The organism is Niabella terrae (assembly GCF_054783135.1).
On sequence record NZ_BAAGRD010000003.1, the window covers coordinates 526,259 to 542,202 of the forward strand.

General features: G+C 49.3%; 8 protein-coding genes. 7 read left to right on the forward strand and 1 reads right to left on the reverse strand.

The window, feature by feature from the left end; all coding sequences use genetic code 11:
• Window positions 1-28: 28 nt before the first annotated feature.
• The gene (locus ACYVI9_RS05050; protein ID WP_460761506.1) at window positions 29-2,191 is read right to left on the reverse strand and encodes a hypothetical protein; all 2,163 of its coding nucleotides are present in this window, start codon (window positions 2,189-2,191) and stop codon (window positions 29-31) included.
• Window positions 2,192-2,341: 150 nt separating this feature from the next.
• Here ACYVI9_RS05050 and ACYVI9_RS05055 point away from each other — a divergent pair, with 150 nt between their 5' ends.
• The 7 genes from ACYVI9_RS05055 to ACYVI9_RS05085 all read left to right on the forward strand — a co-directional run bounded on the left by ACYVI9_RS05055 (window position 2,342) and on the right by ACYVI9_RS05085 (window position 15,883).
• The gene (locus ACYVI9_RS05055; RefSeq protein ID WP_460761508.1) at window positions 2,342-3,469 is read left to right on the forward strand and encodes a glycoside hydrolase family 88/105 protein; all 1,128 of its coding nucleotides are present in this window, start codon (window positions 2,342-2,344) and stop codon (window positions 3,467-3,469) included.
• Window positions 3,470-3,737: 268 nt separating this feature from the next.
• The gene (gene rpoB / locus ACYVI9_RS05060) at window positions 3,738-7,541 is read left to right on the forward strand and encodes a DNA-directed RNA polymerase subunit beta (protein ID WP_460761510.1); all 3,804 of its coding nucleotides are present in this window, start codon (window positions 3,738-3,740) and stop codon (window positions 7,539-7,541) included.
• A 97-nt stretch (window positions 7,542-7,638) separates the two neighbouring features.
• Window positions 7,639-11,931 (forward strand): DNA-directed RNA polymerase subunit beta', encoded by a 4,293-nt coding sequence (gene rpoC / locus ACYVI9_RS05065; protein ID WP_460761513.1) that lies wholly within the window; start codon window positions 7,639-7,641, stop codon window positions 11,929-11,931.
• A 208-nt stretch (window positions 11,932-12,139) separates the two neighbouring features.
• Entirely contained in the window at window positions 12,140-12,625 is a 486-nt protein-coding gene (locus tag ACYVI9_RS05070; protein ID WP_460761516.1) for a GNAT family N-acetyltransferase, read from the forward strand.
• Between the two features lie 196 nt (window positions 12,626-12,821).
• Entirely contained in the window at window positions 12,822-13,022 is a 201-nt protein-coding gene (locus tag ACYVI9_RS05075) for a dodecin family protein (RefSeq protein WP_460761518.1), read from the forward strand.
• Window positions 13,023-13,159: 137 nt separating this feature from the next.
• Entirely contained in the window at window positions 13,160-13,747 is a 588-nt protein-coding gene (locus ACYVI9_RS05080; RefSeq protein WP_460761520.1) for a hypothetical protein, read from the forward strand.
• A 9-nt stretch (window positions 13,748-13,756) separates the two neighbouring features.
• Entirely contained in the window at window positions 13,757-15,883 is a 2,127-nt protein-coding gene (locus ACYVI9_RS05085) for a cation:proton antiporter (RefSeq protein ID WP_460761523.1), read from the forward strand.
• Window positions 15,884-15,944 lie beyond the last annotated feature (61 nt).

Below are 15,944 nucleotides of genomic sequence, written 5' to 3' on the forward strand. Positions count from 1 at the left end.
AAAGCCGACAAATACCAGGTGAACCCGTTTAAGGCATCCTGGCAAAGCCTTCCGCCTTAACTTTCCACCGGCCGTTTTTGGGTATGCCGGGCAGCACGCCGTCGGCCTGATCGTAACCGCCGCACATCATGGCGATGGCCGTTAGTAAACCGCCGTTACCCGGCAGGTAAATGGTCAGCCGGCCTTCCTGATAATTATGACCGCTGGGCAGATAGGTATTGGTCTGTATCGGCATCAACAGGGCGTCAATGGCTTTTTCGGGCGCGCCCAGCCGGGTCGCAGTCATGGCCGTCATCGGGAAATCCCAACCCCAGGTATCTTTCCAGTTCCAGTTCGCCCAGATCCAGTCAAAGCTGTTTCTCATGATGGTGGTATCCAGCAGGGGGGTAGCCGGCAGCATGCCCAGGGCGCCCAGTACCGAAGGATGATCGGTACGGTAAACCGGATTGGTATAAGAATCGGTCGCCGATTCGGTAAACAGGTATTTGCCGTCCTGAACCGGCAGCGGAGACAGCTGTTGGATGACACTGTCCCATTTCGGATCGCGGGCCAGTCCCAGGCGTTCCCTCCATTGCTGGGCAATATTCAGTCCCCAGTACCAATAGACCAGTTCATAAGTGGGGTTATAAGTTTCTTCGGCCTTAAAACGTTCCTGGGCAGCAATGACGCCTTTGCCCAGTACATATTTTTGGGTCAGACTGTCGTAGCGGGCAAAGGATGCCATAAAATCTGCGGTACCGAAGACCAGGTCCTTGTATTTCTCGAGTACAGAAGGTTCGGGATGGGCGCGGTAAAGCAGTTCGGTAAAGTAGATGAAATGCGGTTGCTGCCAGATCAGGAAGGCGCCCACAGATGAAGGGACTTCCCGACCTTTATTATCGGTCATTTTCTGCCAGCGCAATCCCTCGTAACCCTGTCTCCGGGCGATGCCCCGGGCGACCGGACTGACTTTAAAATACCAGTCTACCGTCCGTTCCAGCAACTGCGGCCGGCCCCAGAGCGCAAAGTGGACGGCATGCCACCAATGCATTTCCAGATGCGGTTTGCCGTACCAGCTGTTATAGGTAAGCCCGGTTTCCTGTGGTGGATAATGGCCGGCACACTGGATCTTGGTGAGGTACTGGGACAATACGATTCTGCGTTCCAGTTCTGCAGCTCTCGGGTCGGTACTGCCTTCGAAATCCACGGCGGCACCTGATTTCCAGAACCTGGACCACTGCTCTTCATTTTCTTTCACTGTCGTTTTAAAATCCGGGAGTTTCGCAGCATTGCTGCTATCGGGGCTGAAACCAATCGTGGCTTCAAATACGTCAGCACCCGAGGGCTGGAGGCGGTAATAATGGGCTTTGGGGCGGCTCAGCCGGGCGGTACCGGTCCAGGCACTGCTGATATAGTAACGGGTAGTATCCAGATCGTGACGGATAAGGGCCGCATGATCCGTGCTGGCGCTCACTCCGGACTGATGGCTTGCGGTATCCGTAAAATGATTGCCCCGGTCTCCCCATTCCCCGGAGAGATAGGGCAGGCGGATCCGCAGCCGGATGCGATCCTGCTCCAGCAATGCGGAACGGACCTGCACCGCAATCGCATCCTGTTGCTGGTGGGCCAGGGTGGTGACTTCCACTAAACTGCCTTCTACTTTAAAACGGGAATGAATCCGTCCCGTCCACATATTGAGTTGTTGACGGGGTTCCTGTATATCTGCCAGGGTGGCCAGGCTACCGTCTTTTTTAAGAATTTCCAAACCGATATTGGCCAGGTGAAGGCGGTGTTCATTGATCCGGTAATAATCTGCTGTCTGACGTGCCAGGAGGGGGCCACCACCGTTCTGTACGGCATAAGTTACCGGTCTGCCGTTAAGCTGATAGGTTTTTAGGGCATCCTTGAATTGATAATGATGCATATTGGGGAAAGCATGCCAGCCCCATTCACTCTGTGTTCCCAGCGGTACCCCATTTTCATAAGCATCCGGAAAGGTCTGGAGCCCTGTAATATCTACCGTAAAGGCAAACTGACCGTTGCCCACTGAAAGTGCTGCCAGGGTATCGGTATGGTTCAGTTCAACGGTATGCCGTTCCACGACGGCTTTTCTGTCAATACGACCTGCAGTAGCAGCAGGGCTGTTCTGACAGGAAGAAAAAAGGAGGGCCAGCAGGATACCTGCCGGTAAACAGAATAATAAATTTTTCATAATTGGAGCATGCTTATGCGTTCGATTGCAAAACTAGGGATGCCCGGGAAACAACAATCCCGTACAATCCTGCCCGGGGCGCAGGATACTACAGGATGCCTGTACTGTACAAATGGTTTAATATTGATCCGAAACGCAAAAAAGTTTGTCATGAAATTATTGAAGTTTTCGCTATTGCTGTTCGCCCTGCTGGGCGTGGTTACAGCCCCTGCCCAGCAACTGCCTTCGAAGAAAAAGTTGCTTAAAACGATGCGGCTCACCAACCGATATTTTATGCAAAAATGGCCGGATCCGGGTAAAACCATTATTACCAATAAGGAAAGGCCCAGTAATATCTGGACCCGTGCCGTCTATTATGAGGGGCTGATGGCATTGTATGCGATCGACCGGAAGCAGCAGTATTACGATTATGCGGTGGATTGGGGCCAGAAACACCAATGGGGCCTGAACGGCGGTGTCGGCACCCGCAATGCGGACAACCAGTGTTGCGGTCAGACCTATATTGATCTGTACCGGATTGATCCCCGGCCTGAAAGAATAAAGGCGATTACAGCCTGTATCAACACCGTTGTGGCGGGTGACAAAAATGATGACTGGCACTGGATCGATGCCCTGCAAATGGCCATGCCGGTATTTACCAAACTGGGCGTACTGAATAAGGATTCCAGGTATTTTGATAAAATGTATGAGATCTACGCTTATTCCAAAAATAAGCATGGACAAAACGGCCTGTACAACCGCCAGGACCATTTATGGTGGCGGGATAAGGATTTTGTTCCGCCCTATAAGGAACCCAACGGCGAAGATTGTTATTGGAGCCGGGGCAATGGCTGGGTACTGGCCGCCCTGGTAAGGGTACTGGATGAATTACCGGATACCGATCCCCATTTCCAGGAATACCTGCAGGATTTCAGGGATATGTCGGCGGCGATATTGAAAGTCCAGCGTCCGGACGGGTTCTGGAATGTCAGTCTGCACGACGCCGGGCATTTTGGCGGTAAGGAATTATCAGGTACCGCACTGTTTACCTATGGATTTGCCTGGGGTATCCGAAAAGGCTATCTGGACGGCGCCAGCTACAAGCCGGCCGTCAGCCGGGCCTGGAAAGCCATGGTCCGGGATGCGGTGCATAAAAACGGCTTCCTGGGATATGTGCAGGGTACCGGTAAGGAACCCAGCGACGGACAGCCGGTCACCCATACCAGCCGGCCGGATTTTGAAGATTACGGCCTGGGCTGTTTCTTACTGGCGGGTACCGAAATATACCGGCTGCGATAAATCGGAAACCTTAACCCATCAGGCCTGCGCGGCCCCGCAGCGCAGATTTTTTGTTCACCCGATAGTTTTTGGCAAAATTATTGCGGACATGTTATGTCTTTTCTCGGGGAATTCCCTTAACTTTGCAGTCCTTTTATTTTGGCCAATAAAATTTTGACTTTACAGCATATGTTCAAGTAATTGAATTTCAATGGGATGTCCTATAATGCGGGTATCCCTGTTGGCGTTGCTGTGGGTCTAAATCATTTAAAAACCGGTGTAATATATTATGTCTGCTACAAGCGTACAATCAAGAGTTAACTTCGGGAAAATCAAACACTTAGCTGAAACGCCCGATTTGCTCGAAGTTCAAATCCAGTCCTTTAAAGAATTTTTCCAGTTAGAAACAACGCCTGATAAACGTAATATTGAAGGCCTGTTCCGCGTATTCAAGGATAATTTCCCGATTACCGATACCCGGAATATTTTCGTACTGGAATTCCTGGATTATTTCATCGATCCGCCCCGTTATTCCATTGAGGAATGTATGGAGCGTGGTCTGACCTATGCCGTTCCTTTAAAAGCAAAACTGCGCCTGAGTTGTAACGACGAGGAGCATGTGGATTTCCAGACCATCGTTCAGGATGTGTTCCTGGGTAATATCCCGTATATGACCCCCCGCGGTACCTTTGTGATCAATGGTGCAGAGCGTGTGGTGGTTTCCCAGCTTCACCGTTCTCCGGGTGTATTCTTTGGCCAGTCGGTACACCCCAACGGAACCAAAATCTATTCTGCCCGGGTGATTCCGTTTAAAGGTGCCTGGATGGAGTTTGCAACAGACATTAATAATGTCATGTATGCCTATATCGATCGTAAGAAGAAATTCCCGGTGACGACCCTGTTGCGTGCCATTGGTTATGAAACCGACAAGGACATTCTGGAGCTCTTCGGTATGGCGGATGAAGTACCGGGTGACAAAAAATCCCTGGACGCCCATATTGGTAAAAGACTGGCGGCAAGGGTCCTGAGAACCTGGGTTGAAGACTTCGTGGATGAAGATACCGGTGAAGTCGTTTCCATTGAGCGGAATGAGATCGTAATGGAACGTGATACCGTACTGGATGAAGAAGCGATCGAAACCATCGTGGACATGGGGATCGATACCGTATTTATCCAGCGGGAAGATGTCGGTGGGGACTATGCCATCATATACAATACTTTAAATAAGGATACCTCCAACTCAGAGCTGGAAGCGGTACAGTTTATTTACCGGCAGCTCCGGGGTGCAGATGCGCCTGATAATGAAACCGCCCGCGGCATTATCGATAAATTATTTTTCAGCGACAAACGCTATGATCTGGGTGAAGTAGGTCGTTACAAGATCAACCGCAAACTCGGTATTGATGCGTTGCTGACCCAAAAGACCCTGACCAAGGACGATATCATTCAGATCATCAAATACCTGGTACGCCTGACCAATGGTAAGGCAGAGATCGATGACATCGATCACCTGAGCAACCGCCGGGTGCGTACAGTGGGAGAACAACTGTATGCCCAGTTTGGCGTAGGTCTGGCCCGGATGGCACGTACCATCCGCGAACGGATGAACGTTCGGGACAATGAGGTATTCACACCGGTGGATCTGATCAATGCCAGGACGCTTTCTTCAGTGATTAATTCCTTTTTCGGAACCTCACAGTTGTCGCAGTTTCTGGATCAGACCAACCCGCTGTCCGAAATTACACACAAACGGCGTATTTCAGCACTGGGGCCAGGCGGTTTAAGCCGGGAACGTGCCGGATTTGAAGTACGTGACGTACACTATTCCCACTATGGACGCCTCTGTACCATTGAGACACCGGAAGGACCGAATATCGGTCTGATCTCCACGCTTTGTGTACACGCCAAGATCAATGAGATGGGCTTTATTGAAACGCCTTATCATAAAGTGCGCGACGGAAAAGTGAACATGAAATCCCTGGATTTCCTGAGTGCGGAGGAAGAAGATTCTGCGAAAATTGCCCAGGCGAATGCGCCGCTGGATGACAACGGCAATTTTGTCAATGATAAAGTGGCCAGCCGCGAAACCGGTGATTTCCCGATACTGGATAAAACGGACGTACAATATATGGACGTGGCACCGAACCAGATTGTTGGTTTGAGTGCTTCACTGATTCCATTCCTGGAGCATGACGATGCCAACCGGGCCCTGATGGGATCCAACATGCAACGTCAGGCGGTACCGCTGCTGCGTCCCGATGCCCCTGTTGTGGGAACCGGACTGGAAGGTAAAGCAGCACGGGATGCCCGGATTCAGATCCATTCAGAAGGTAATGGTGTGGTAGAATTTGTGGATGCCAACGAAATCCATGTTCGCTATGACCGTGATGTTAATGAAAAGCTGGTAAGCTTTGAGGAAGACCTGAAAGTGTACCACCTGACCAAATTTATTAAAACCAACCAGGAGACCTGTATCAACCTGATGCCCGCCGTGAAGAAAGGGCAGAAGGTGAAAACCGGTGATTTCCTCACACAAGGATATGCCACCCAGAACGGTGAACTCGCACTGGGTAAAAACCTGAAAGTGGCCTTCATGCCCTGGAAGGGATACAACTTTGAGGATGCCATTGTGATCAGTGAACGTGTGGTGAAAGAGGATATGTTTACTTCGATCCACATTTCTGAATACGAGCTGGAAGTTCGCGATACCAAACTGGGTGAAGAAGAACTGACCGCTGATATTCCGAACGTTTCCGAGGAAGCTACCAAGGACCTGGACGAAAACGGTATCATCCGGATTGGTGCCCAGATCCGTGAAGGCGATATCCTGATCGGTAAAATCACACCAAAAGGTGAAAGTGATCCCACGCCGGAAGAGAAACTGTTGCGCGCCATCTTCGGTGACAAGGCGGGTGATGCCAAAGATGCCTCACTGAAAGCACCCAATGGTGTGGAAGGTGTCGTAATCGGCAAGAAACTCTTCCAGCGCGCCAAGAAGGACAAGAACGCCAAAGTGCGGGAGAAGGCGGCAGTCGAAAAACTGGATAAACTGCATGAAAAGAACGAGCAGGACCTGTTGGCCGTATTGCTGGAAAAACTGGGAACCCTTCTGGAAAACCAGGCATCTGCCGGTGTGATGAACAGTTTTGATGAAGTTGTTATAGGTAAGGGTGCCAAATTCAGCGCGAAGAACCTGGCAGCACTGGACTATGCCAATATCAATCCGTTGAACTGGACCAATGATGAAAAAATCAACGATCAGATCAACACCCTGCTGCACAATTACAATATCAAGTTCAACGAGGAACTGGGTCGGTATAAGAGAGAGAAATTCAATATTTCCATTGGTGATGAACTGCCTGCAGGCGTACTGAAACTGGCCAAGGTTTACCTGGCGGTGAAAAGGAAACTGAAAGTGGGTGATAAGATGGCCGGCCGTCACGGTAACAAAGGTATCGTGGCTAAGATCGTCCGTCAGGAGGACATGCCTTTCCTGGAAGACGGTACGCCGGTAGACATCGTGCTCAACCCGCTGGGGGTACCGAGCCGGATGAACCTGGGACAGATTTATGAAACCGTACTCGGCTGGGCTGGTAAAGAACTGGGTGTGCGATTTGCAACACCGATCTTCGACGGCGCAGAACCCTACGAAATCGAGCAGTATTGTGATGACGCGAAGATCCCCAAATTCGGACATACCTATCTCTTCGACGGTGAGACCGGAGAACGTTTCCACCAGAAAGCGACGGTGGGTGTGATCTACATGATCAAACTGCACCACATGGTGGATGATAAAATGCACGCACGTTCTATCGGACCATATAGTCTGATTACGCAGCAGCCCCTGGGTGGTAAAGCCCAGTTCGGTGGTCAGCGTTTCGGTGAGATGGAAGTATGGGCACTGGAAGCTTATGGTGCCTCCAATATCCTTCAGGAACTGTTAACCATCAAGTCGGATGATATCATTGGTCGTGCGAAGACTTACGAAAGTATTGTGAAAGGAGAGAACGTACCGCGTGCGGGTGTTCCTGAATCTTTCAATGTACTGGTGCATGAACTGAGAGGACTGGGGCTGGATCTGACATTCGAATAAGCCCGGGCAGCGGCTCTGGGCCGCGTGCGGATCAAAAAATTATCAACTGACTGAAGCAAAGTTTCAGTCAAAAAAAATACAAAGCATACTTTGATTTATGGCTACTAAAAAAGAAAATCGTCCCAAAGCAGCGTTTTCAAAAATAACCATTGGCCTGGCTTCACCGGATACCATTCTGGAAAGGAGCTTCGGTGAAGTATTGAAACCCGAGACCATTAACTATCGTACTTACAAACCCGAACGTGACGGTTTGTTCTGCGAAAGGATTTTTGGACCGGTAAAGGATTATGAATGTGCCTGCGGTAAATACAAACGCATCCGTTATAAAGGCATCGTTTGTGACCGTTGTGGTGTAGAAGTTACCGAGAAAAAAGTACGCCGGGAGCGTATGGGACATATCAAACTGGTGGTGCCTGTGGTACATATCTGGTACTTTAAATCCCTGCCAAATAAAATCGGGTACCTGCTGGGTATGAGCTCCAAGAAACTGGAAACCATTATTTATTACGAACGTTATGTGGTAATACAGCCGGGCGTACGTGAAGATAAGGGACAGGCTTATGGTGATTTACTTACCGAGGAGGAATACCTGGACATTCTGGATGCCCTGCCCAAGGACAACCAGTATCTGGCCGATGATGATCCCCAGAAATTTATAGCTAAAATGGGTGCGGAAGCGGTGCATGATCTGCTGCAGCGCATCGACCTGGACCAGCTTTCTTTTGATTTAAGAAACAGTGCAGCCACAGAAACATCTCAGCAACGTAAGGCAGACGCCCTGAAAAGACTGAGTGTGGTGGAAGCATTCCGTGATGCCAATACCCGGATTACCAATCGTCCCGAGTGGATGATCATGCAGTATATTCCTGTTATTCCTCCGGAACTCCGTCCGTTGGTACCGCTGGACGGCGGCCGTTTTGCGTCTTCTGATCTGAACGATCTTTACCGTCGGGTTATCATCCGTAACAACCGTTTGAAAAGACTGATGGAAATCAAAGCGCCGGAAGTAATCCTGCGTAATGAAAAACGGATGCTGCAGGAAGCCATTGATTCTCTGTTTGATAACAGCCGTAAATCCAATGCCGTCAAAGCAGAGGGTGGCCGGGCCCTGAAATCTCTTTCTGACGTTCTGAAAGGTAAGCAAGGCCGTTTCCGGCAGAACCTGCTGGGTAAACGGGTGGATTATTCCGGTCGTTCCGTAATCGTGGTAGGTCCTGAGATGAAAATGCATGAATGCGGTTTGCCCAAGGATATGGCAGCGGAGCTGTTCAAACCATTTATCATCCGTAAACTGATTGAAAGAGGTATCGTCAAGACCGTTAAATCCGCCCGTAAACTGGTGGATAAGAAAGAAGCGGTCATCTGGGATATTCTGGAAAATATACTGAAAGGTCACCCGGTCATGTTAAACCGTGCCCCAACACTGCACCGTTTATCCATCCAGGCCTTCCAGCCCAAACTGATCGAAGGTAAAGCGATCCAGTTGCATCCGCTGGTAACAGCGGCTTTCAACGCCGACTTTGATGGTGACCAGATGGCGGTACACGTGCCTTTGAGCAACGCAGCCGTACTGGAAGCCCAGTTACTGATGCTGGCCTCGCATAATATCCTGAACCCGCAGAATGGTACACCCATTACCCTGCCTTCACAGGACATGGTACTGGGACTCTATTATATTACCAAGGGTAAGAAATCCACCGATGAAGAAAAAGTACGGGGAGAAGGCAAGGCTTTCTACTCTGCTGAAGAAGTGATCATCGCCTATAACGAGAAACGTGTAGACCTGCATGCCTGGATCAAGATCAAGGCAAGGGTGAGAAGTGAAGACGGTGAGATTGAGAACAAACTGATCGAAACCACGGTAGGTCGTGTCATCTTCAACCAGTTCGTACCCCATGAAGTGGGCTTCATCAATGCCCTGATGACCAAGAAAAACCTGCGGGAAATCATCGGTGATATTATTGAAATTACCAATGTACCGAAGACCGCCAAGTTCCTGGATGATATTAAGACCCTCGGGTTCCGTAATGCCTTCCAGGGTGGCCTTTCCTTCAGCATCAATGACCTGATTATTCCTGAGATCAAAGGAGAGCTGCTGGAAAATGCGAAAGGTGAAGTAGACGAAGTGTGGGATAACTACAATATGGGTCTGATCACAAACAACGAACGGTACAACCAGATTGTGGATATCTGGAGCCGGGTAGATACCCGCCTGACAGAAACCCTGATCCGTGAACTGGCCGCAGACAAACAGGGCTTTAACTCTGTATACATGATGCTGGATTCCGGCGCAAGGGGTAGTAAACAGCAGATCAAGCAGCTGGCTGGTATCAGGGGACTGATGGCCAAGCCCAGAAAATCCGGCTCGACCGGCTCTGAAATCATTGAGAACCCCATTCTTTCCAACTTTAAAGGTGGGCTGAACGTACTGGATTACTTTATCTCTACCCACGGTGCCCGTAAAGGTCTGGCTGATACCGCCCTGAAAACTGCGGATGCCGGTTACCTGACCCGTCGTCTGGTAGACGTATCCCAGGATGTGGTAATCACGGAAGAGGATTGTGGTACATTAAGAGGTATCAGTATTTCTGCATTGAAAGATAATGAGGACATCATCGAGCATCTGGCCGACCGTATTGAAGGTCGTACCTCACTGCACGATGTCTATGATCCCCAATCGGATGCATTGATTATTGAAGCCGGTACAGAGATTTCTGCGGCGGTTGCCCGGAAGATTGAAGAATCCGGTATTGAATCCATAGAAATCCGTTCCGTACTGACCTGCGAAAGCAAACGTGGTTGTTGCGTGAAGTGTTACGGTAAAAACCTTGCTTCCGGCGTACTGGCACAGAAAGGAGACGCCGTTGGTATCATCGCCGCCCAGTCCATTGGTGAGCCGGGTACCCAGCTGACCCTGCGTACCTTCCACGTGGGTGGTGTTGCCGGTTCTGCATCGGTGGATTCCACACTGATTGCCAAATTCGACGGTACCATTCAGTTTGACGGTGTACGTTCTGTTGTTACTACCAATAACGAAGGTGACGATGTGAAAGTGGTGATCGGTCGTACCGGGGAAGTCCGGATTATCGATACCAAGAATGACCGTCTGCTGATTACCAATAATATTCCTTACGGATCCACCCTACTGGTCAAAGACGGGCAGAAAGTATCCAAAGGTGACGCGATTTGTTCATGGGATCCCTATAATAATGTGATCGTTGCGGAAACCGACGGTTTGCTGAAGTTTGAGAATGTGATCGAAGGGGTCACTTACCGTGAGGAAGCCGATGAACAAACCGGCCACCGCGAGAAAGTAGTAATCGAAACCAGGGATAAGACGAAGATTCCTTCGATCCTGGTGGAAGGTAAAACTGAAAAATCCTACAACTTACCTACTGGCTCTCATATCATGCTGGATGATGGCGATGAGGTGAAAGCGGGTAAGGTATTGGTGAAGATTCCAAGGATCCTGGGTAAACTGAAAGATATTACAGGGGGTCTGCCGCGTGTAACCGAGCTCTTTGAAGCCCGTAATCCGAGTAATCCTGCCGTAGTTTCTGAAATCGATGGTGTTGTTACCATGGGCGCCGTAAAACGCGGTAACCGTGAAATCATCATTGAAGCCAAGGATGGGGTAACCCGTAAATACCTGGTGCCGCTGACCCGTCAGATTCTGGCGCAGGATGGTGACTTCGTAAAAGCCGGTACTTCACTGAGTGATGGTCAGGTATCACCACAGGATATTCTTTCCATTCAGGGACCGTTTGCTGTACAGCAGTATGTGGTCAATGAGATTCAGGAAGTTTATCGACTGCAGGGTGTAAGGATCAACGACAAACATATCGAAGTGATCGTACGCCAGATGATGCGTAAAGTGAGCATCGTGGATCCGGGTGATACCCGCTTCCTGGAAGATGACTTGGTGGATAAATTTGAGTTTGTTGACGAGAACGACTATGTATACGAGAAGAAAGTGGTAACCGATCCGGGTGATTCTGCTAAACTCCGTGCGGGTCAGATCATCAGCCTGCGTGACCTCCGGGAAGAAAACTCCGTGCTGAGAAGAGCCGATAAGAAACCGGTAGATTTCAGGGATGCCCAACCCGCTACTTCAGCACCAACATTGCTGGGTATCACCAAGGCATCACTGGGTGTACAAAGCTGGATTTCTGCAGCTTCCTTCCAGGAAACCACCAAGGTGCTTTCTTCCGCCGCCATCCACGGTAAAGCGGACGAAATGCTGGGTCTGAAAGAGAACGTGATCACCGGCCACCATATTCCTGCCGGTACCGGTTTACGTGAGTTCGAAAACATGATCGTAGGTAGCAAGGAAGAATACGAACTGCTGCAAACGACCCGCGAAGCCATGGCTTTCGATGAGGAAGAATAAGATCTACACTTAAAGAATAATACAGGAGCTGTCTTCGGATGGCTCCTTTTTTTTGCTTGCCCTGTCAGGGGCAAGCCAACCGCAGCGTTTTCGGTCATTCGGCGCCAGCCACTTTCAAAAGGCTGCTGGAAAATACGACCCCCCTGTTGCGGATGGTGTCAGCATCTTAACGTAGCTTTGAAAGCCTAACAGATTAATTCCTTAGTATATGACCCGCCAGCCTGCCCATATCCGACTCAGACCGACAGTTGCCGGAGACCTGTCTTATTTTTTTGAATTTCAAAAGGACGAAGCAGCCGGCCGAATGGCCGCTTTTACGCCCGGGGACCGCTTCGATCAATCGGCCTGGCTGGACCGGCATTCCCGGTACTTAGCCGATCCCACCATTAACAACCAGACCATTCTGGTAAACGACCGTATTGTGGGTTCCATTGCGAAATTTATGGTGGAAGGCGATGCTGAACTTACCTACTGGCTGGACAGGTCCTGTTGGGGGCAGGGTATTGGCAGTAAGGCACTGAAGGCATTTCTCGATCTGGAATCCACAAGACCGATTTATGGCAGGGTCGCTTTTGACAATATCGCTTCGCAAAAAATATTGGAAAGGGCCGGATTTGTTAAAACCGGGTCTGATAAGGGTTTTGCCCCTGCCCGCGATACCATCATTGAAGAGTATATTTTTCTGCTGCGCTGAAAATCCTTCCCTGGCGCAGCGCGTCGCTTCGGATGCGGCGCCATTGAAAAACCCGTTGGAAAAAGACCCGGCTAATCCATTGATTCTCTGTAGCTGGCTGATGAGTTCGGTAGTTTGGTAGTCGCGAAATCTGATATATTATAAAAAAACGATACCTTTCAGTAGATAACAAATTGCGAACTTAAAATTTTATCCTATGGCCATTGTAAAAATTGTCGAAGTGATTGCGTCTTCTGAAAAGGGACTGGATGATGCCATTCAGCAGGCAGTTGCTGAAGCATCTAAAACCATCCGTAACATTGATTCTGTATATGTAAAAGATATTAAAGCCCATGTAAAAGATGGTAAGGTTGCCAGCTATGGGTGTATCTGCAAGATTTCATTCAGGGTGGACTGATGCGAGGCATCAAAGATATTTTTGGGAGCAGCTTGACTGCTCCCTTTTAGTTGGCACGTTTCAGAATGGAGGCTGAATCGCTTGGAAAGCCGGCTATAAAAGACTATCTTTAAAACAGTTCAAGAAATAAATACTGCATGTTTTTTAGTTTGATCAGAGTTTCGTCTTTTGTTTTGTTAACCATCCTCTTTGTTTCCGGTTGTATCGATCAAGATCGGGAAACCCGCCTGGCGCAACGGGAATCACTCCTGCTGGAACGGGAGCACCAGTTTGCCTTGAAGGAAGCAGATTATCAATCCCTGCTCCGCATGCGCGACAGTATTCTGGCCAGCCAGACCGATACGCTGATCCAGGAGTACTGGCCGGCCGATGTCATTGGTCTGTGGAACAGCAAGGTCGTATGTGTTGAATCCGATTGTACCAATTATGTAATAGGGGATGTGCGGTCCGATCAGTGGGAATTCGGGTATGATTCCACAAGGCTGGTTTCGAAAGTGCATAGCAACGACCATCTGGTAAGGATTTATCAAGGCAGTTATCGCGACAGTACCATCGGGTTGGTATTTGCGACCGATTCTGCGGCGGCAAAACAAGTGCTCATGCGCATTACAATTAACGAAATTGGTCCGGATAAAATGAAAGGCACCAGGACGGTAACGGTAGACAATAGCTGTACCGCGAAATTTTCGGTTGAGCTGACTAAAAACAAGAACAATCCTAAATAAGTCTTTATTATGGAATGGCTGAACATTCATGGCATGTCGCTGCCTATTGAAGATCCTGTAATGAAATTTCTGGTGGTGCTCATCATCATTTTGGGCGCGCCCCTGTTGCTCAATAAAATCAAAGTGCCTCATTTACTGGGATTGATCATTGCCGGTGCGGCCATCGGCCCCAGTGGATTTAATTTATTACCGCGCGATAGTAGTATCGTCGTGACCGGTACTACAGGACTGCTCTATATCATGTTTCTGGCCGGACTGGAAATAGATATGGGAGAGTTCAAGAAGAATAAGTGGAAAAGTCTGACTTTCGGAATTTATACTTTTCTGATTCCTTTTACGCTCGGTTATATCGGTGGCCGGTTTCTGCTGCATTATTCTTTATTTACCGCCATCCTTTTTGCCAGCCTGTTTTCTTCCCATACACTGATTGCCTATCCGCTGGTCAGTAAATTGGGAATTGTAAAAAATAAGGCGGTCAATATTATTGTCGGGGGTACCATGATTACGGACGTCCTGGCGCTGTTGGTACTGGCGGTTATCGTTGGAATGTCACAGGGAGAAGTCAACTCGGTGTTCTGGATCCGGCTATCGGTTTCGGTGATTGCATTTGGGCTGATCGTACTGCTGGTTTTTCCCTTAATCGGCCGCTGGTTTTTTAAAAAGGTAGATGACAAGATTTCCCAGTATATTTTCGTACTGGTGATGATTTATCTGGCGGCCATGCTGGCCGAGCTTGCCGGTGTAGAAGCGATTATCGGGGCCTTTCTGGCCGGTCTGGCACTGAACCGGCTGATTCCCCATACTTCTTCCTTAATGAACCGGGTAGAGTTTGTCGGGAATGCGATTTTCATTCCGTTTTTTCTGATCAGTGTGGGTATGCTGGTGGATGTACGGATGTTTTTTAACGGCTGGGAAACCATTAAAGTAGCCGGCATCATGATCGTCGCTTCCATTGGCGGAAAATACCTGGCAGCAATGGCGACCCAGAAAACATTCCGGCTGACGAAGGCGGAAGGTGGTTTGATTTTCGGATTGAGTTCCGCCTCAGCGGCGGCCACCCTGGCGACCGTCATGGTAGGTTACAATATCATTATCTCAGAGAACGAACTGGGGGAGCCGGTGCGTTTGCTGGACGATCATGTCCTGTACGGCAGCATCCTGCTTATTCTGGTTTCCTGTACGATTTCCTCTTTTGTATCGATGGCGAATGCACGTAAGATTGCCCAAAGCGATAATGAGGCCAAAGTGGCGGGTAATACCCATGAGGAAGAGCAGATACTGCTGGCTTTGAATCATGCCGATACCGTGGATCGTATGGTGAACCTGGCCATGCTGTTGAAACAGGAGTCCAATACGGACGATATATTTGCGCTCAATGTAATTAACGAAGAGAAGCGGGAGTCTTCGGTAAAGAATGCCGAGACCCTGTTGAAGGAAGCCGTGCACAATGCGGCGGCCAATGACGTAACCCTGCAGCCCCTGACCCGGTTCGATAATGATGTGATCAATGGTATCAATAATGTGGTGAAGGAAAAGCGCATTACCGACCTGGTGATCGCCGTGCAGCCCGGGAAGCATTTTTCACCCTCACTGGTATATAATATCTATAGCGGATATCTGCAAAATGAAAAAATAAACCTGTACGTTTATCATGCGGTGCAGCCGGCGTCCACCATGACCCGTTATATTGTTTTTCTGCCGCCGAAGGCAGAGGCGGAAGCGGGGTTCTTTTATGTGTTGCTCCGGATCTGGAATATCGCCAAGAACACCGGTGCGGTGATGGACTTTTATGCCTTTCAGCCCACCATCGACCTGCTACAGCGGATCATCAAAAAAGTGAGCATTGAAGCGAGCTTCCATCCGATTACCCAATGGAAAGATGTCGAAGATGCCGCAAAGGAAATCGATGATAATGAGGGATTGATCATTGTAATGGCCAAGCGCAATATGGTCTCTTATGTGCCCCAGATGCGTTTTGTACCCGAGATGCTCAACCATAGTTTTACCAAACGAAATTACCTGCTGATATTCCCACATACGGATTCTGATGACTACAATGGACTGGAGCGGCGGTCCGTGAGCAATCATGGCGATTTCGTGGAGATCAGCAATATCGTCCGCAAGCTTTTCAAGTAGTCGGGATTTCCGTTAAGCCTTTCCTAAGAAAAAGATATATATTCGTTTTTTGTTCAATTGA

Excerpts from the sequence above, each read along its gene's own strand:
- ACYVI9_RS05050 (WP_460761506.1), bottom strand. The coding sequence starts at position 2,191 with ATGAAAAATTTATTATTCTGTTTACCGGCAGGTATCCTGCTGGCCCTC.
- ACYVI9_RS05055 (WP_460761508.1), top strand. The coding sequence starts at position 2,342 with ATGAAATTATTGAAGTTTTCGCTATTGCTGTTCGCCCTGCTGGGCGTG.
- rpoB (WP_460761510.1), top strand. The coding sequence starts at position 3,738 with ATGTCTGCTACAAGCGTACAATCAAGAGTTAACTTCGGGAAAATCAAA.
- rpoC (WP_460761513.1), top strand. The coding sequence starts at position 7,639 with ATGGCTACTAAAAAAGAAAATCGTCCCAAAGCAGCGTTTTCAAAAATA.
- ACYVI9_RS05070 (WP_460761516.1), top strand. The coding sequence starts at position 12,140 with ATGACCCGCCAGCCTGCCCATATCCGACTCAGACCGACAGTTGCCGGA.
- ACYVI9_RS05075 (WP_460761518.1), top strand. The coding sequence starts at position 12,822 with ATGGCCATTGTAAAAATTGTCGAAGTGATTGCGTCTTCTGAAAAGGGA.
- ACYVI9_RS05080 (WP_460761520.1), top strand. The coding sequence starts at position 13,160 with ATGTTTTTTAGTTTGATCAGAGTTTCGTCTTTTGTTTTGTTAACCATC.
- ACYVI9_RS05085 (WP_460761523.1), top strand. The coding sequence starts at position 13,757 with ATGGAATGGCTGAACATTCATGGCATGTCGCTGCCTATTGAAGATCCT.